The organism is Pseudomonas sp. BS3767 (genome assembly GCF_900099665.1).
GTDB lineage: Bacteria > Pseudomonadota > Gammaproteobacteria > Pseudomonadales > Pseudomonadaceae > Aquipseudomonas > Aquipseudomonas cerasi.
Genome location: NZ_FNCX01000005.1, coordinates 1 through 16,108, shown reverse-complemented (window position 1 = coordinate 16,108; position 16,108 = coordinate 1). Strand labels below are relative to the sequence as shown.

Genomic DNA, 16,108 nt, shown 5'->3' with positions numbered 1-16,108 from the left:
CGTCTTTTACGCACAGCGATGCCTTTCGGCGTCGCCGTGGACCTCTAGCGCTCGATGCTGCGGCTCCAGCGTGCGTTCCACTCGGGACGGATCTGATTGACCTGATCCCAGTCGATGGTCACCGCCGTTTCCAGGTACTTCTCCATGGCCTCGACCTGACTGCGTGTCTTGTCAGTGGTCGGGGTTTTCGGGTTCGACGGGATCTGGTCACCGAACTCCAGCGCAGGCGCCTGTGCTTCTGGTGTCAGCAGGTAGGCCGCCAGCTTCTGGGCCAGCTCCGGCTGGTTGTTATTGGCTATGGCACATTCAGCCACGTTCAACACCACGCCGCCTTCCTTGGGCGATGCATATTCCACCGGTACACCCTTGATCTTCAGCGCGGTGACCTGGGTGGGTGTCAGTGGGAACAGGGCGGCTTCGTCGGTCTGCACCATTTCCGAGATCTTGGCCGAGCTGGCGATGTATTCCAGTACGTTCGGGCCGATGGTCTTCGGCCAGGCCTTGAAGCCGGGTTCGACGTCTTTCTCGCTGCCGCCCTGGATACGGTTGAACATCAGAAAGCCATGCAGGCCGAAGGTCGAGGAGGCCAGTGACTGGAACACCACCTTGTCCTTGAAACGTTTATCGGCCAGGTCCATCCACGAGGTGGGCGCGCTCCAGCCCTGCTCCTTGAACATCCGTGTGTTGTAGGCCAGGCCGGTCACGCCCAGGCTGACGGCTGCTGCCTGTTCCTTGATTTTGGCCTTGGCAGGCAGGTCGGCCAGACTGGCGCTGGGCTGCAGCGTGTCGCACAGGCCCATGGAAATAGCTCGGTACATGATGCCGTCGTCGAGAAAGATGACGTGCATCTGCGGGTTGTCCTTACTCGCCTGAACCTTGGCGAGGATGTCGGCCGATGTGCCAGGCACGATCACCACCTTGACGTTGTTGGCCTTCTCGAAAGCCGGTAGCACCTGATCGGCATACAGGCGCTCCATGGTCCCACCGTTCATGCCCAGGTACAGCGTGGTTTCGGCCATGGCAGGCGTGGACAGGAGTGCGACGGCCAGCGGCAGGCAGGACAGCCCGGTGAGGGCGAGACGTTTGGTACTTTTCATAGGGACGACCTTCCTCTGTGCAATGGGATGACGTTCGTAACAAGTTCGATGGCAGGGGTTTGCAGGGCGATTTGCTGAAAGCGGCCGATGGAAAAGGCATCGAGCGAAATCCGTGAGGCGCCTTCGCAGACCCATTCGGCCAGCGCTTCACCCGCTGCCGGACCGATCTGAAAGCCCGCCCCGGCAAAGCCGAAGCCGTGCAGCAGACCTGGACGGGTCAGGCTTGGACCCAGCACCGGTTCACGGTCCGGCAGATAGCCTTCGGTGCCGCTCCAGGTGCGAATGGCCTGAGCGCCGGCGAGTGGCGGGTAGAGTTCGACGGCGTTGCGCAGGATATCCAGCACCGCTGCCTGTCCCGGTCTGGTGCGTGCCGGGTCGAGGGCAAAGCCTTGTCCGCCGCCCAGAACGCAATTGCCGCGAGCCACTTGCCGGGCATAAATGCCGCCGCCTTCGACACCGGTGCTAACGTCCATAAACATCGGCAGCGGTTCTGTCACCAGCATTGCCGGGTGCCCTGAATACATCGGCACCGGTTCGTTGAATTGTGCTGCCAGCGCTGCGGCCCACGCCCCGGCGCAGTTGAGCAGCCAGGTGGCGCGCAGTGTCAGGCCGCTGGCGGTGGTGACGACGAACACGTTGCCGTCGTGGCTGACTTCACTGACCGGCGCCTGCTCGAACACCTGTGCGCCTGCCCGACGAGCAGCGCGGGCGAAGGCCGGCGATACCAGACGTGGATTAGCGTGTCCGTCGTCGGCGCACAGCGATGCACCGACAGCGACATCGCCGGCCCAGGGATAACGCGCGCGCAGCTGATCGCGATCAAGCAGCTGCAAATTCAGGCCGAATCCCTGGCTGGCTTCGGCGTAGGCGCGCAAGGCATTCATGTCCTGTTCGCTGCGCGCCAGTTTGAGGTGGCCCGAGCGCTGGTACTCGCCGTCGATGCCGATCAGCTCACGCAGGTTGCCCCATATCTGATGCGCCCGTTGCGACAAGGGCAACTGCGACAACGGACGGCCCTGACGCCGCACGCCGCCGTAATTGACCCCGCTGGAGTGCGACCCGCAAAAATCGCGTTCCAGCAAGGCGACCCGCTTGCCCTTCAGGGCCAGCGTCAAGGCTGCCGAGGCGCCGACAATGCCGCCTCCGATGACAATCGCATCGGTTTCAATCAGTGTGCTCATGGTTGCGTCTCCACCGATTGCTTCTCCATGGGCTGCATCCCCAGACCGAAGGGCAGCGGCTTGATCGGTGCCTGGCCGCGCAGGCGGCCGACGTGCTCGACGGACCGGCCTCTCTCGCGGGCGATGATTTCGGCCGCGGCCAGACCACACATCCGGCCCTGACAGCGCCCCATACCGACCCGGCACATGGCCTTGACCCGGTTGATCTCCCAATGGCCATCCTGCACGGTACTGCGAATCTCGCCTGCAGAGACTTCTTCGCAGCGGCACACCAGCGTGTCATCCGCCACGTTGGCGGCCCAGTCCTCAGGGAACGGAAACGCGGTTTCCAGCCCGTGGCGGAAGCGTTCGATGCGTCGCAAGGCACTTTTAAGCGTGTCGGTACGGGCGGTGTCTGCCACCACACCGATGTCTTGCAGCAGCCCGAGCGCGGCCAGTTCTCCGGCCATTTCCGCAGCGTCTGCGCCCATGATTCCCGCACCGTCGCCCGCCAGATAGATACCTGACACGCTGCTGCGTCCACAGTCGTCGCGGGTCGGCAGCCACGCGCGGTTGAGCGCGCTCCAGGCGAATTCACAGCCCAGCAGGTCAGCCAGTTGCGTCTCGCTGCGCAGCGCATGGGCAAAAGCGACCGCGTCACAAGCCAGGTGGCCCGACTTACCGTTGCGTTGCCATTGAATGCCGTCTACGCGTTTTTCCCCGTCGATGTGTGTGAGCTGCGCACCTTGATGCACGGGAATGCCGTGTGCACTCAGCCACGCCCGGTAATACATGCCTTTGGCCAGCGTTGCCGGTTGGCCCAGCAGCGCCGGCAATGCTTTGCATTGCGCCGAAAACGGCGCGCTGTCGAGCACCGCCAGCACCTTCGCGCCAGCCTTGGCGTACTGGTAAGCGACCAGATACAGCAACGGGCCGCTGCCACAAAACACCACGCGCTGGCCAATCGCACAGCCCTGATATTTGAGCGCGATCTGCGCTGCGCCAAGGCTGTACACGCCGGGCAGGGTCCAGCCGGGCACCGGCAGAATTCGGTCAGTGGCACCGGTGGCGACGATCAGGTGGCTGAAATCAACAGTGGCGGCGGTACCGTTTTGCAGGGTATCGAGTTGGTGATTTTCGGCGTTCCAGACCAGCGTCTGCGGCCGATAGTCGATCTGCGCGGCCAGCGTGTCGAGCGCGTCGTGCACCGCGACCGCCTTGGCGCTTTCAAAGCCGTAGAGCGCCTTGGCCGAGCGCTGGAAGTTGTCCGGCTGGCGACGGTAGATCTGGCCGCCGCCGCGCAGCCCTTCATCGATCAGGCAGGCCTTGATGCCGTGGGCCAGTAGCGTCTGGGCGGCGCGAATGCCGGCCGGTCCTGCGCCGACAATGGCAATTGTCTGATCGCTCATACGCAGCGCCCCGGTTCACGAATCACCGCCTGACCGGCCTCCAGCAGCGTCGAACAGGCACGCACGCGCTGACCGTCACCCAGCCTCACCCAGCAGTCCTGACAGGCGCCCATCATGCAGAAACCGGCGCGAGGTTCGGCGCTGAAGTCACTGCCGCGCAAGTGTTCGCTGGCGGTCAGTACCGCGGTCAGCAAGGTATCGCCCAACAGACCGCTGGCCGGCTGGCCGTCAAGGGTGAAGGGCAGAACCGGGCGATCATGTTCGGTCAGTCGTTTCAGCAATGCCATAACGTGAAAGCTCCGGATTAGTGTTTGCCGACCAGCACGCGATCCAGCCCGTAGACCCGGTCGAGCAGGATCATGGTGGCGGCGGTGAGGGCGATGACCAGTGCCGATACGGCGGCCATCATCGGGTCGATGGATTCGGTGGCGTAGACATACATGCGCACCGGCAGGGTCTGCGTCGCGGGCGATGTAACAAAGATCGACAGCGTGACTTCATCGAAACTGTTGATGAACGCCAGTAACCAGCCGCCTGCCACGCCGGGCAGAATCATTGGCAGGGTGATCTTCCGAAACAGCGTGAAACGGTCGGCCCCCAGGGACTCGGCGGCGTGCTCGGCGCTGCGGTCGATGCCGATTGCCGCCGCCAGTACCAGGCGCAGTACGTAAGGCGTGATGACCAGCACATGGGCGAAGATCAGCCAGGTGAAGCTGCCGTTCACACCCATCAGCGCAAACAGGCGCAGCATCGCCACCCCCAGTACCAAATGAGGAATGATGATCGGCGAGAGAAACAGGGCGTTGAAAAAATTGCGACCGGGAAATGTATGACGCGTGATTGCCAGTGCGGCAGGTACCGCGATCAGCGTGGCCAGCGTCGCTGATACGAACGCCAGGGTCAGGCTGTTGTAGAACGAATCGATAAAGTCGGCGCGCTCGAAGACGGCCTTGAACCAGCGCAGCGAGAAATGGGTGGTGGGCAGGCTCAGGGTGTTTTCCGGGGTGAACGCCACCAGGCACACCACCACCAGCGGGGCCATCATGAAGATCACCACCAGCGCATGAAACGAGAGGGCCAACGGACCGTTCTTGGACATGGATCATTCCCCCAGAGTTTTTTTGTAACGGCCTTCGATCATGCGGTTCCAGGACAGCATGACCAGCAGGTTGACCAACAGCAGCGCCACGGCAAGGGTCGCGCCCATCGGCCAGTTCAACTCCGAAAGGTACTGGTCGTAGATCACCGTGGCGACCATCTTCAGACGTCGTCCGCCGAGCAGGCCGGGAATGGCGAACGAACTGGCGGCCAGGCCGAACACGATCAGCGAGCCGGACAGCACGCCGGGCATGACCTGCGGCAGCACGATCAGGCGCATGACTTTCGTCTGGCTGGCGCCCAGCGACAGCGCGGCCTGCTCGGCGGTGGGGTCGAGCTTCTGCAGCGAGGTCCAGACCGGAATGATCATGAACGGCAACATGACGTGGACCAACGCAATGACCACGGCAAACGGGGTGTACAGCAGTTTCACCGGGCGACCGCCCATGAACTGGATGACCTGATTGATCAGGCCGTCCGCGCCCAGCAGCAGGCTCCAGCCGAACGCCCGGACCACCACCGAGATCAGCAGCGGCGTGAGAATCAGGATCAGGAAGATCGAGCGCCACGGCGTGCCCATGCGGCTGAGAATGTAGGCTTCGGGGACGCCGATCAGCACGCACAGCAGGGTGACCAGCGCGCTGACCCAGAAGGTGCGCAGGAAGATTTCATAGAAATACGAGTCGGTGACCACGGCCATATAGTTGGCCAGCGTGTAGCTGTCGCTTTTCACCCCGACCTGATAGTCGAACACGTTGAACGACAGCACCAGAGTCAGCCCCAGCGGCAACACCAGCAAGCCGATATACAGCGCCAGCGCCGGAGCCGACAGCCAATAGCCGCGACCGCCCTGACGCATTTCGCTCAGCAGGCTCATGCGCGCACCTCGTCGGCATCCAGCACGCGCAGCAACTCGGTGGGCCAGTCCATGTCGACCGCCGCGCCTTGTTCCAGCGGCGCCTGGCCGTCGTTGCGACGTACTACCGTCACTTCGCCAATGCTGGTCTGGATGCGATACAGCCACTGGCTGCCAAGAAAGTAACGGGTGACGATGCGCCCGGACAGTCGTCCGCAGCCAGGTGACACCAGATCGATCTTCTCGGGACGCAGGCTGAGGGTCAGGCTGCCATCGCCGGGCACCTGGCGAATCTGCGGGATGCCGCTGCTGTCCAGATCTCCCTGCAACATGTTGGCCTTGCCGACGAAACCCGAGATGAAGCGTGTACGCGGGTGTTCGTAGAGCTTGTAAGGCTCGTCGATCTGGGTGATACGACCGGCCTGCATCACCACCACCCGATCGCTGATCGACAGGGCTTCGGCCTGATCATGGGTGACCATCAGCGTGGTAATGCCGACTTCGTTCTGAATGCGGCGGATTTCGAACTGCATCTCTTCGCGCAGGTTGGCATCCAGGTTGGACAGCGGCTCGTCGAGCAGCAGTACTGGCGGCTCGATGACCAGTGCGCGGGCCAATGCGACCCGCTGGCGCTGCCCACCGGACAACTCGCGCGGATAGCGCTCGGCATGCTGACCGAGGCGCACCAGCTCCAGCACCCGTTTGACACGCGGGTGCAACTCGGCGGCAGGCACCTTGCGCATACGCAGGCCAAACGCAACGTTGTCAGCCACGGTCATGTGCGGAAACAGCGCATAGCTTTGGAACACTACGCCAAGGCCCCGGCTGCTGGGTTTGGCGTGAGTGATATCGCGCCCGTCGAGCACAATGCGTCCGTCACTGACTTCGACGAAGCCGGCGATCATTTGCAGGGTGGTGGTTTTGCCGCAGCCGGAAGGGCCGAGCAGAGAAACGAATTCGCCCTTGTCGACGGCCAGGTTGGTGGCAACGACCGCGTCAATGGAGCCGTAGCGTTTGGAGAGACCTTCGAGCTGCAGAAATGCCATGCCTGCTTCCACCTTTGTGCATGCGCGCCGAAGCACGCGTTTGTCATGGGCAGATGCGAAGTGAAGTCATGCAGTTCTGTGGACGTTGGCGCTCGCTCTGAGTCGGCTACCGATGATTGTTCAAATCGCCCCGGTGGACTGAGAGTAGGGCGAAGGCTAGGATGGGCTCAACAAGGAATTTCACTGAATAACATCTTTCTTTGAATTAATTCTTTTGGTGGAAATATAAAGAGATATTGTCATGGATAATTCCACTGATCGGAATATTGCGAAAGCTGAAGTCGGTGTGGGAGCCGTTTCCCGTCTGTTCGCGGTACTGCGCTGCCTGGGCGAGTGTGATGAAGGCGGCGAGCGGGTCACGCAACTCGCCCAGCGTGTCGGGCTGTCGCAACCCACCACGCACCGCTTGCTGCGCAGCCTGATGGATGAGGGCATGGTCGAGCAGGATCTGCTCAGCAAACGTTACCGGTTGAGCATTGAGTTTTTCGCCTTGGCGGCCAAGGCGGGTAATACCGGCAACCTGCGTGACGTGGTGCGCCCCAGCCTGTTGCGCCTGTCTGCGTCACTGGGTGACTCGCTGTTTCTGCTGGCACGCAGCGGTTTCGATGCGATCTGCCTGGACCGCAGCGAAGGCCCGTACCCGATCCGCACGTTCACCGGCGACATCGGCGGTCGTGTTGCCTTGGGCGTGGGGCAGGGCAGTCTGGCGATTCTCGCGTTTCTGCCCGAGGACGAGCGGGAAACGGTCATTGCCTACAACCTGCCACGGCTCAAGGATTTTCACCTGTACGACGAGGTGTTTCTGCGTTCGGAGGTGGAAAACGTGCGGCGTCTGGGCTACGCCGGGCGAAACACCGGCGCGTTACCGGGCATGGCCGGGCTGGCAGTGCCGATCCTGGACCGCAACGGTCGTGCAGTGGCTGCGCTCAGTGTGGCGACCATCTCCGACCGGCTGGGGCCCGATCGCCTGATGACCGTAGTTGAATTGCTCAAGCGTGAAGCCACGGCCATCAGCGCCAGAATCAACCCGTTCGACCCGTCGCTGCGGCGGCCCAGCCAGGTGTTTGGGCAGGTTGAATAGGCTGCATGCCTGTTCAGCTCCGAAGCGGCTGTCGGTCGTCGTTCGTTATGCCCATCCGCTGCGGCTCAGGCCTTCTGCCTTGAACACCAGCGCCTTCAAGCCGCCCTCAACGCGAGCGTCGGGGAACTCCGGCGGGTTTTCCAGGCGCTGTTCGAAGCGCAGGCAGGGCGCTTCGATTGCGGTGTGCTGAATCAGAAAGTCCGGTCCCAGTGCGGGATCGTTCATGCACGCCAGTACCGAACCGTTCTCGTCCAGCAACTCCGGCAATCGACGCAGGACACGCTGGTAGTCCTTGTCGAGCATGAAACTGCCTTTCTGGAAGGACGGCGGGTCAATGATGATCAGGTCATAAGGGCCGCAACGGGTGACCTTGGCCCAGGACTTGAACAGGTCATGGCCCAGAAAGGTCACGCGGCTGAGGTCCTGATCATTGAGGCGATGATTCTCGCGGCCGCGATTCAATGCAGCGCGGGCCATGTCCAGATTCACGACGTGGTCGGCACCCCCGGCCAGGGCGGCGACCGAGAAGCCGCAGGTGTAGGCGAACAGATTGAGGATGCGCTTGCCCTTGGCCTGAGCCTGCACCCATTCACGGCCGTAGCGCATGTCCAGAAACAGGCCGCTGTTCTGCTTTTTGCCGAAATCGACTTTGTAGCGCAGGCCGTTTTCAGTGATCACCCATTCATCCACGACCTCGCCGGTCAGCCATTGCGTGGTGCTCTGTGGCAGATAGCGGTGTTGCAGCAGCAAGGTGTGAGCCTGACTCTGCTGCCACTGGGGCGTGTCGATCAACGCGTGCAACAGCTGCATCAATGCTGCCAGCTCGGATTCAAGAGGCTCCTTGAACACCGAGACCAGCACCACGCCCTGCATCCAGTCGACGGTGATGTGCTCCAGCCCCGGCCACACACGGCTCCGGCCATGAAACAGGCGGCGGGTTTCATTCGGGACGTTGTTCAACGCGTCGATCAGGTGCTGTTGCAGAATCGCGAGTGCTTCAGGGGTCATGGCGCAGATCGGTCAGGAAAAACGGCGTATGGTAAACGTATTTCAGCAGATGGGCATCGCAGGGTTCAGCGTGGCATGTATTGACGTTGCCAGCGGTGCGGGATTTTCAGCGAAACCAGCCCCAGCAACGCCGACAGGCTGCCGCTGATCAACAGAGCGTTGAGCCCCAGACGATGCTCGAGTAGCGCGCCTATCACGGCCCCGATGAACATGCCGACCCAGGGGACCAGTTGCACGCGCCAGCCGTCCCGGCGTTCCCCCAACATCCAGCGACCCAGGCCACGACCGAAGCGCGACAGCGCGCCGGTCACGTAAGTCAGGCCGACCGGCAGCCCGTTGACCTGCTCGACGGCGGCGTTGAGCATGCCCATTGCCAGAATCGCCCAGATCAGTGCGAGCATGTTGCTTTCCAGCGGCCATGCGGCAGCCGCACACAGCAGCGTAGCGATGCCCAGCAGCAAGGGCAGGGCACGTCGCCCGCCAAGGCGCGCAACCACCACGCCCAGCGCGTTGCCGGCAATGAAGGCAAGGATTGCGAGGGTCAGACGCACCGTCACGCTCAGGTCGCCATCACTGATTGCGACTGCAAGCCGGGTGGTGTTGCCGCTCATGAACGAAACGAAATCGCCGGTGGCCATGAAGCCGATGGCATCGGTCATGCCGGCCAGAACCGACAGGCTAGCGACCAGGCCCATGCCGACCCGGCCACGCCATTTCTGCATGTTCAGGTGCCTGGGGCTGACGCTGGAAGTGGCGGGCTGTGGCAGCATCGAAGGCCCTCTGGAGCGAAGAAAGCGCGTCTGAACTCGGGTGCAGCGATTTACAGCGGCTTGGCGCGCACGATCCGCTTGGCCTTGACCTCATCAGCATAGGCTTTGAGCTGGTCGGCGTCGCTGTAAAGACGGTTGACCATCTGCAGCACTGCGGTGACATCCACATCGTTCATTTGTGAGGCGAGTTTGAGAATTTCTTCCGCCGTGTTTTCCAGATTGGTTGCTGTCCCTTTCAGGTGTCGCTTCAGCTCCTGAGTCGACTTATTGAGCGCCATACGTGTTCCTGTGACAAGACCTTGAATTCCATACCCGGAGCATGGCTTTTTCTGCGATAACAAGCAATCAGGCGTGTGCCCGTGCGTCAGGGTATCGGCCGACGCAGGCTGATCTGCAAGGCAAGCTGCTCAATCGTCGCGGGTCAGCACTTCCAGCAGTTCTATTTCGAATGTCAGGTCGGCACCGGGCTTGATGTGTGCGCCCATGCTTCTGTCGCCGTAGGCCAGGTGGGCGGGGACGAATAATTTACGCTTGCCGCCGACCTTCATGCCCATCAGGCCCTGGTCCCAGCCCTTGATGACGCGCCCGGTACCGATCACGCATTGGAACGGCTTGCCACGCTCGTGGGAGGAATCGAACACCGTGCCATCCTCCAGGGTTCCGGTGTAATGCGTGGTGATCAGCGCACCCTTTACCGCTGCCTTGCCCTCGCCGGGGTGCAGATCGGTAATCTGTAATTCTTTGCTCATTGCCATGCTTCCGGTTGCAGCGCGCTCTGTGATTGGCGCGAGCGGGCTTTCTCGCAGAAAAGCCGCTTCCTGACAAGCCGGTCAAACAAAAACGGGGGAAGCTTTTGCTTCCCCCGTTTGGTCGAACCCAGTAACTGTCAGAGATTCTGCGAGCTGACCACCATGGCCTGCGCGATGTTCTCTTTCTGCTCTTGAGTGAAGCCGTCCCAAATATTGGTCTTGGCGTAGTAACCCAGGCCAGCCAGGCAATAAAGGCTGAGGGTCAGAACGATGACGATCGAAACAAACGTCCAGCGGCCTTCGTCATCGTTTTCGCGTGTGAAGCTGCGCGAATAGTTGTCCTCTGCGCTGCGGAAGAACAGCGCAGACGACAGACGCTTGAGCCACTGAAACAAATGAACAACAACGATGCGCAGCATGGGTAAATCACCTCAAAGGTTAAGAAAACGGGTTGCCGGGATGCCGTCGAGGGCATCGAATGCAAAAGCTGAAAACGAAAAAAGCCCGTCTATGACGGGCTTTCTTTTTATGATTCTGTTCAGGCGAGCAGTGAAGGGCGACGTTGAATAAGGATCGCGGGAAGCACTGCGTATGCCTGACGTTATGGAAACATTTTAAAACAAATGGATTGGCGCATCTACCCGCGCCATTCTGTTGTCAGACAACTGGTAGTGCCTTGAGGTGTGACAAAACGTCGCCCCATGCTCATTTACTGCTCGGCAAGCAGCACGCTCGGTGGTCAAGTCTTGTAATACTTTCCCAACGTACGAAACATCTATGGGTATTGTACGATCAGCGCCCGTATTGATTTTCAGGACTGTATGAATACCCTCCAGGAGCCTCCGAGTTGTCCTCCTTCCATCGCGTATGGCTGGCCGGTGATCTCACTGTTACCGAGCAGGCCGCTTCATTCGAACGTCTCTCCACTTAACCTCTTGCACTGCATGGATTCCGGCAGACCTTCGCGTTCTGACGCTGCAAAGCCATGCCTGACGTTCAGCGATGGCGTCTGGTCTACAGTGACCCATACCCACCCCTGCCATTTTTATCGTGAGGCTGCATAAACCATGGAATGGATCGCTGATCCCACGGCATGGCTTGGCCTGCTGACCCTTATCGTGCTGGAACTGGTGCTGGGCATCGACAACCTGGTGTTCATCGCCATCCTGGCCGACAAACTGCCCCCTGAACAACGCGACAAGGCGCGTGTCATTGGCCTGTCGCTGGCGTTGATCATGCGCCTTGGCCTGCTGGCGAGCATCTCGTGGATGGTGACGCTGACCGAGCCGTTGTTCGAAATATTCGGCAAGACGTTCTCCGGTCGCGACCTGATCATGCTGTTTGGTGGTGTGTTCCTGCTGTTCAAGGCCACCATGGAACTGCACGAGCGGCTGGAAGGCCACGTCGCCCAGCGCGCCGGTAATGCGGGCTATGCGTTGTTCTGGCCTATCGTTGCGCAGATCGTGGTACTGGATGCGGTGTTCTCGCTGGATGCGGTGATTACCGCTGTCGGCATGGTCGAGCACCTGTCGGTGATGATGATCGCGGTGATCTTCTCCATCGGCCTGATGATGATTGCCAGCAAGCCGCTGACCAAATTCGTCAACAGCCGCCCGACGGTGATCATGCTGTGTCTGGGCTTCCTGATGATGATCGGTTTCAGCCTGACCGCCGAAGGCCTGGGTTTCCATATTCCCAAGGGCTATCTGTATGCGGCCATCGGCTTCTCGATCCTCATCGAGGTGTTCAACCAGATCGCCCGCAAGCGCAGCAAGAAGTCGGCCCATGGTCACCTGCCGCGCCGCGAGCGTGCGGCTCATGCGGTGATGCGCCTGTTGGGCGGTCGCAAGCTGGAGTCTGGTGACGTCGATGAGGAAATCACCGACATGCTGGATGGGGAAAGCAGCGAGCCGGTGTTCGACCGTCGTGAGCGGGTGATGATCAGCGGCGTACTGCAGCTGGCAGAGCGGCCGATTCGCACGGTGATGACGCCGAGGGCCGAAGTCGACTGTATCGACCTGAACGACAGCGCCGAGAAGATCCGTCTGAAACTGATGCATTCGTCCTACTCGCGTCTGCCGTTGATTGGCGAGCGCGGTATCGATGAGCCGCTGGGCTTCGTGCACAAGAAAGAGTTGTTCAAGGAACTGTTGTCCGGCAACGAGCCCGACTTGAAACTGATGTCGCGCAAGGCCATCAACCTGCTGGAAAGCTTCACCATCCTCAATGCCCTGGAGCAGATGCGCAAGGAATCGACGCACATCGCCTTCGTGGTCAACGAGTTTGGTGACTTCATCGGTGTGTTGAGCATGACCGACATTCTCGAGTCCATCGCTGGCCAGCTGCCTGACGCCAGCGAAGTGGAAGGCCCGGACATCGTCGAGCAGGGCGAGGACTTCGTGGTATCGGGAGCCTTGAACCTGAGCCTGATTCGCGAGCGCACTGGCTTCCAGGCCAAGGCGACCGAGGATTATCAGACCCTGGCCGGACTGGTCATGAGCCTGCTGGATCGCCTGCCGTCTACCGGCGACAGCCTCAGCTGGCAGGGCTGGAACCTGCACGTCGTCGGCGTGGAAGAGCGTCGAGTGACTCGGGTGTTGCTGCAGAAACAGCCCGATATGGGTTCTGGCAAATAAGCACCGAGCTGTAATACAAGACGGGGCCTGCTCATGCTGAGCAGGCCCCGTTTTCATGTGTGCGTCGCGCTTATTTTCGACGCGGACGCGACACCACGGATTCGATATTCTTGCGGCCAATCAACTTGGGCTGCGCAGGCTCTTTAGCCACCGGCTCATCAGCCAGCCACTTGAACATCACCAGACAATCCACCAGGCCCAATCGGGCATGACGATAAGCCTTGGGCAACCGCCCGACCGTCTCGAAACCCAGCTTGCTCCACAACCCGACCGCCACCTCATTGCTGGCGACCACCGAATTGAACTGCATCGCCAGGAACCCGCTGTCGCGCGCCAGTTGCTGCGAATGCTCGCACATCAACCGCGCCACACCACGACCCCGCGCCGCGTCCGTCACCATATAGCCACAGTTGCAGACATGATTGCCCGGACCTGCCGCGTTAGCCTTCAGGTAGTAGCTGCCCAACAGTTGGCCATCTTCCTCGGCAATCAACGTGTGCAAGGGCGCCTTCATCCACAGATCGCGGGCCTGCTCCTGAGTGAGGGCAGGGTCGTAGGCGTAGGTTTCCTGAGCGATGACGACAGCCTGAAAAGTGGGCCAGAAGCGCTCGAAATCTTCCGGTGTCATGGGGCGGATCTGGATCATGGTGAGGCCTTGGTGGGTAGGGCTTGAAATTCCGGCGTGTACGTTAGCGTGGGTGTGCTACCACTTCCAGGCTTTTTCGGTGAACTCGGCCGTGGACGGGAGCACGGTGTGCAGAAAATTCAGGTACTTGTTGAACAGTAGCTCGTGCTGGAATCGGGCTTCGAAGCCGAGTGTGATGTCAGTGCGGTGCGTGATGATCATCAAGCGTTTGCGGTCGACAGTGACGAAGTTGTACTCGCCCCATGGCAGGCTTTTTTCGTGGTGGATGGGGTTTTCCCAGTTGAGTAGCTTGATGGCTGCGATGAATGCCATGGCCACGGGGCCGATCAGGAAGAGCAGTGAGCCGGTTAGGATGGCTACCATGACGAACAACAGGATGACGGCTATGGCGATGCCTTTGAAAAAGGAGGAGGCGAAGTCGGGGTAGTGGAGGTAGTACTCAAGGTGGGCTCTGTCGGTTTTGATGGTGTAGTTGTAGATGGTTTTTTGGCGGATGAGTAGGCATAGGTAATAAGCAAGAATTCCGGCAAGCGCGAGTATCGTGCCCACTAATGAGTAGAGACTGTCTGAAAACATTATCCAGCCTCCCCACATGTAAAGTGTACTTCCTGTCATGTAGACTGCAATGAATATGGACTGAGTTATCTTCATTTCTCTAGGCGATCTAGCAAATGTTTTGATCTTCCAGTTCAGAACGTCTTTACTTTTCGGCAGATACAAGGCTTTTTCTTGTTGATTCATACAGGTGTACCCTCTGCTACTTCCAGAGTCAGTGTGCCAATCCTGCTTGATGCCTTCACTTCAAGCTCCACAGCAGCCAAACCATCGATAGTAGTATCGCCTCTTGTGCCAAGCTCCATTTGAAACAGATAGCTTCTATCGTCCTCGCCAGGATTGATCAGATTGGCCGGGTACCAGATTTGCAGCTCAAGATATGTTGCGTCCTTGTGGAGCGGCACCCACGTTTCCCAGATGAGGTCTTCATTTTCAGGTGGCATGAGTGGATAGGTGAAATCTTCACTCGCCTTTCCAGCTGGCTTGTTGGTAAGCGTCCCGAACTGTTCGGCCTTCCTGAATTGCCCGCTGTCCAGAAATGTTTGATGCAGCGGGTCGTCTATTTTTTCTACAGGTAGCACTCCCCATGGTCGCTTGCTGCTGACGATGTTGAAGTGCACGGACTCCCCGCGTACCAGCTTTGGCAAGCGTACTTGCACTCCAGCGCCATTTTGTACCGCTACGCTGTAGTAATCGCCTTTGCCAAGATAACGATTCTCATAATGCACGGTGCTTTTAACATGAATCTGTGGAGACAATTGAATTTCCATCAATGCGCGTACTTCTTCACTCTCGCCTTTGGCAGTCTCGGGGTAGCGATAGTCCAGGGTTCTCGACCAACAGCACTTGCGTAGCCACCAGCCCACACTGTCTTGCTTGAAATAACTCAAAGCCAGCGTAGTAAAAAGATATATAGATCCTATTACGAGCAGCGCCACACTGAACCATGGACTCATCGCAACAACTGTAAAGGTGCTTGCAGGGGACAATCCTGTCATCAATTGAAAAGTTGAGCCTACTCCCATTGCGAATATAGAAATGCCCTTTACAATAATTGCGTTTTTTTCCTCTGATGTTTTCGCTGCGTAAAAATCATTTGTAACATCAAATAGTTCAAGCGTAACCGCCGCCAGCCCAAACCCACCCATAGCCACCATCGAAACCCTGAACCCACGTATCGCATCACTCCACGCCGCATTTCCCTTCGCCCTCCAATAACCCGCAGAGCGATCCAGAATCCCGACATTCTTGCCATCGATCAGCACCGGCGTCGCATCCCTGATAATTGCCCACGGCGCTTCAACAAACACCGCCATCAACAAGTTAAAGCTATACCCCAACCCATACGTCACCTTGCCGATGTCCTTGGCGCTGAAGTCTCCATCCCGAGTAAGGTCGCGATAAGTGAAGGCGGTGTTGATGAAGTTGAGCATGATCACGCTCCAGGTGATCGAGCCGGCAATCCCTCCCAGCCCATCGAGCCAGCGTTTGGCGGTCGCCAGCCAGTCTTTGGCGATGGCTTTGCCGGACTGGAAGTGCAGGCGAATCTCATCCTGCAACTGCCTGGCGTACTCGTTGTTCTGAAAGTCGAGCAGGGCGGGCATGCTCAGTTCGTGCAGGCGAAGCTTTTGCTCGAGCGTGCGCAGGTGGCTGGCGATGCTTTTGCGGGGGTTGTAAGCGGTTGGGTAGAGCCAGCTGCGACGGGTGTCGCTGATCTGTTTGTTGAGCACCTGCCACTCACTGATCCAGGTTTTCAGCTTCGCGAGCATGTTGTGATCGATCGCAATACGCGCCTTCGAATCGAGCAGGATCTGGCCGATCAACAGCGTGCGTATCAGTGCAACGATGTTCTGCTGCTTGCCCACCGCCAGGCGGCTGTCGATGGGCACCCAGGCCAGCAGGATGCTTTCGAACGTCGCCTTGCCTGCGCTGCTGGCCAGTTGGCCGAGAGCTTTGAAGGTGTCCTGAACGGGTTGTTTCAGCGCCTTCATCCACGG

At 59.6% G+C, this 16,108-nt stretch carries 16 protein-coding genes and 1 pseudogene; 2 read left to right on the top strand and 15 right to left on the bottom strand.

Annotated elements, in window-relative coordinates:
• Nucleotides 1-44 precede the first annotated feature (44 nt).
• From BLR16_RS15515 to BLR16_RS15485, 7 genes are read right to left on the bottom strand one after another with little or no spacing between them, the layout of a single operon-like run.
• A complete protein-coding gene (locus tag BLR16_RS15515) occupies nucleotides 45-1,097 on the bottom strand; it encodes an ABC transporter substrate-binding protein (RefSeq protein ID WP_074808117.1) in 1,053 nt (350 codons plus the stop codon).
• Nucleotides 1,094-2,278 carry an NAD(P)/FAD-dependent oxidoreductase gene (locus BLR16_RS15510; protein ID WP_092194347.1) on the bottom strand — a complete coding sequence of 395 codons (1,185 nt, stop codon included), beginning with the start codon at nucleotides 2,276-2,278 and terminating at the stop codon, nucleotides 1,094-1,096. The genes BLR16_RS15515 and BLR16_RS15510 overlap by 4 nt, the downstream gene beginning before the upstream one ends.
• Complete coding sequence (locus BLR16_RS15505) at nucleotides 2,275-3,666, bottom strand: FAD/NAD(P)-dependent oxidoreductase (protein WP_074808110.1); 1,392 nt, start codon at nucleotides 3,664-3,666, stop codon at nucleotides 2,275-2,277. Before BLR16_RS15505 ends, BLR16_RS15510 begins: the two co-directional genes overlap by 4 nt.
• The gene (locus BLR16_RS15500) at nucleotides 3,663-3,953 is read right to left on the bottom strand and encodes a (2Fe-2S)-binding protein (protein WP_003407557.1); all 291 of its coding nucleotides are present in this window, start codon (nucleotides 3,951-3,953) and stop codon (nucleotides 3,663-3,665) included. The genes BLR16_RS15505 and BLR16_RS15500 overlap by 4 nt, the downstream gene beginning before the upstream one ends.
• Before the next feature lie 17 nt (nucleotides 3,954-3,970).
• Nucleotides 3,971-4,765, bottom strand: coding sequence for an ABC transporter permease (locus tag BLR16_RS15495; RefSeq protein WP_058416662.1), 795 nt, complete (start codon nucleotides 4,763-4,765; stop codon nucleotides 3,971-3,973).
• Nucleotides 4,766-4,768: 3 nt separating this feature from the next.
• Nucleotides 4,769-5,641, bottom strand: coding sequence for an ABC transporter permease (locus BLR16_RS15490; RefSeq protein ID WP_092194345.1), 873 nt, complete (start codon nucleotides 5,639-5,641; stop codon nucleotides 4,769-4,771).
• Nucleotides 5,638-6,666 (bottom strand): ABC transporter ATP-binding protein, encoded by a 1,029-nt coding sequence (locus tag BLR16_RS15485; protein ID WP_058416664.1) that lies wholly within the window; start codon nucleotides 6,664-6,666, stop codon nucleotides 5,638-5,640. Before BLR16_RS15485 ends, BLR16_RS15490 begins: the two co-directional genes overlap by 4 nt.
• Before the next feature lie 241 nt (nucleotides 6,667-6,907).
• On the opposite strand from BLR16_RS15485, the gene BLR16_RS15480 reads away from it, so the two are divergent.
• A complete protein-coding gene (locus BLR16_RS15480) occupies nucleotides 6,908-7,747 on the top strand; it encodes an IclR family transcriptional regulator (RefSeq protein WP_074808107.1) in 840 nt (279 codons plus the stop codon).
• A 45-nt stretch (nucleotides 7,748-7,792) separates the two neighbouring features.
• Here BLR16_RS15480 and BLR16_RS15475 read toward each other — a convergent pair whose 3' ends face one another.
• The 5 genes from BLR16_RS15475 to BLR16_RS15455 form a co-directional block, all read right to left on the bottom strand.
• Nucleotides 7,793-8,755 (bottom strand): class I SAM-dependent methyltransferase, encoded by a 963-nt coding sequence (locus BLR16_RS15475; RefSeq protein WP_074808104.1) that lies wholly within the window; start codon nucleotides 8,753-8,755, stop codon nucleotides 7,793-7,795.
• Between the two features lie 65 nt (nucleotides 8,756-8,820).
• Nucleotides 8,821-9,525: a YoaK family protein gene (locus tag BLR16_RS15470; protein WP_032609373.1), complete on the bottom strand. Its 705-nt coding sequence runs from the start codon at nucleotides 9,523-9,525 to the stop codon at nucleotides 8,821-8,823.
• Between the two features lie 50 nt (nucleotides 9,526-9,575).
• Complete coding sequence (locus BLR16_RS15465; RefSeq protein ID WP_003317903.1) at nucleotides 9,576-9,803, bottom strand: hypothetical protein; 228 nt, start codon at nucleotides 9,801-9,803, stop codon at nucleotides 9,576-9,578.
• A 129-nt stretch (nucleotides 9,804-9,932) separates the two neighbouring features.
• Complete coding sequence (locus BLR16_RS15460) at nucleotides 9,933-10,274, bottom strand: FKBP-type peptidyl-prolyl cis-trans isomerase (RefSeq protein ID WP_003432857.1); 342 nt, start codon at nucleotides 10,272-10,274, stop codon at nucleotides 9,933-9,935.
• A gap of 137 nt (nucleotides 10,275-10,411) precedes the next feature.
• Nucleotides 10,412-10,693 carry a hypothetical protein gene (locus tag BLR16_RS15455; RefSeq protein ID WP_002553776.1) on the bottom strand — a complete coding sequence of 94 codons (282 nt, stop codon included), beginning with the start codon at nucleotides 10,691-10,693 and terminating at the stop codon, nucleotides 10,412-10,414.
• 648 nt (nucleotides 10,694-11,341) lie between these two features.
• Between BLR16_RS15455 and BLR16_RS15450 the strand changes: the two genes are divergently transcribed.
• Nucleotides 11,342-12,910: a TerC family protein gene (locus tag BLR16_RS15450; protein ID WP_046270366.1), complete on the top strand. Its 1,569-nt coding sequence runs from the start codon at nucleotides 11,342-11,344 to the stop codon at nucleotides 12,908-12,910.
• Between the two features lie 70 nt (nucleotides 12,911-12,980).
• Here the strand turns inward: BLR16_RS15450 and BLR16_RS15445 are convergent, their stop codons facing one another.
• The 3 genes and pseudogenes from BLR16_RS15445 to BLR16_RS15435 all read right to left on the bottom strand — a co-directional run.
• The gene (locus BLR16_RS15445) at nucleotides 12,981-13,556 is read right to left on the bottom strand and encodes a GNAT family N-acetyltransferase (RefSeq protein WP_003367325.1); all 576 of its coding nucleotides are present in this window, start codon (nucleotides 13,554-13,556) and stop codon (nucleotides 12,981-12,983) included.
• Between the two features lie 57 nt (nucleotides 13,557-13,613).
• Entirely contained in the window at nucleotides 13,614-14,297 is a 684-nt protein-coding gene (locus tag BLR16_RS15440) for a hypothetical protein (protein ID WP_003432856.1), read from the bottom strand.
• A pseudogene (locus BLR16_RS15435) lies at nucleotides 14,294-16,108 on the bottom strand (hypothetical protein); the annotation flags it as partial. The gene BLR16_RS15440 and the pseudogene BLR16_RS15435, both read right to left, overlap by 4 nt.

What these genes read in the sequence shown, in the direction of transcription:
- BLR16_RS15515 (WP_074808117.1), bottom strand. Translation starts at nt 1,097, where the DNA reads ATGAAAAGTACCAAACGTCTCGCCCTCACCGGGCTGTCCTGCCTGCCG.
- BLR16_RS15510 (WP_092194347.1), bottom strand. Translation starts at nt 2,278, where the DNA reads ATGAGCACACTGATTGAAACCGATGCGATTGTCATCGGAGGCGGCATT.
- BLR16_RS15505 (WP_074808110.1), bottom strand. Translation starts at nt 3,666, where the DNA reads ATGAGCGATCAGACAATTGCCATTGTCGGCGCAGGACCGGCCGGCATT.
- BLR16_RS15500 (WP_003407557.1), bottom strand. Translation starts at nt 3,953, where the DNA reads ATGGCATTGCTGAAACGACTGACCGAACATGATCGCCCGGTTCTGCCC.
- BLR16_RS15495 (WP_058416662.1), bottom strand. Translation starts at nt 4,765, where the DNA reads ATGTCCAAGAACGGTCCGTTGGCCCTCTCGTTTCATGCGCTGGTGGTG.
- BLR16_RS15490 (WP_092194345.1), bottom strand. Translation starts at nt 5,641, where the DNA reads ATGAGCCTGCTGAGCGAAATGCGTCAGGGCGGTCGCGGCTATTGGCTG.
- BLR16_RS15485 (WP_058416664.1), bottom strand. Translation starts at nt 6,666, where the DNA reads ATGGCATTTCTGCAGCTCGAAGGTCTCTCCAAACGCTACGGCTCCATT.
- BLR16_RS15480 (WP_074808107.1), top strand. Translation starts at nt 6,908, where the DNA reads ATGGATAATTCCACTGATCGGAATATTGCGAAAGCTGAAGTCGGTGTG.
- BLR16_RS15475 (WP_074808104.1), bottom strand. Translation starts at nt 8,755, where the DNA reads ATGACCCCTGAAGCACTCGCGATTCTGCAACAGCACCTGATCGACGCG.
- BLR16_RS15470 (WP_032609373.1), bottom strand. Translation starts at nt 9,525, where the DNA reads ATGCTGCCACAGCCCGCCACTTCCAGCGTCAGCCCCAGGCACCTGAAC.
- BLR16_RS15465 (WP_003317903.1), bottom strand. Translation starts at nt 9,803, where the DNA reads ATGGCGCTCAATAAGTCGACTCAGGAGCTGAAGCGACACCTGAAAGGG.
- BLR16_RS15460 (WP_003432857.1), bottom strand. Translation starts at nt 10,274, where the DNA reads ATGAGCAAAGAATTACAGATTACCGATCTGCACCCCGGCGAGGGCAAG.
- BLR16_RS15455 (WP_002553776.1), bottom strand. Translation starts at nt 10,693, where the DNA reads ATGCTGCGCATCGTTGTTGTTCATTTGTTTCAGTGGCTCAAGCGTCTG.
- BLR16_RS15450 (WP_046270366.1), top strand. Translation starts at nt 11,342, where the DNA reads ATGGAATGGATCGCTGATCCCACGGCATGGCTTGGCCTGCTGACCCTT.
- BLR16_RS15445 (WP_003367325.1), bottom strand. Translation starts at nt 13,556, where the DNA reads ATGATCCAGATCCGCCCCATGACACCGGAAGATTTCGAGCGCTTCTGG.
- BLR16_RS15440 (WP_003432856.1), bottom strand. Translation starts at nt 14,297, where the DNA reads ATGAATCAACAAGAAAAAGCCTTGTATCTGCCGAAAAGTAAAGACGTT.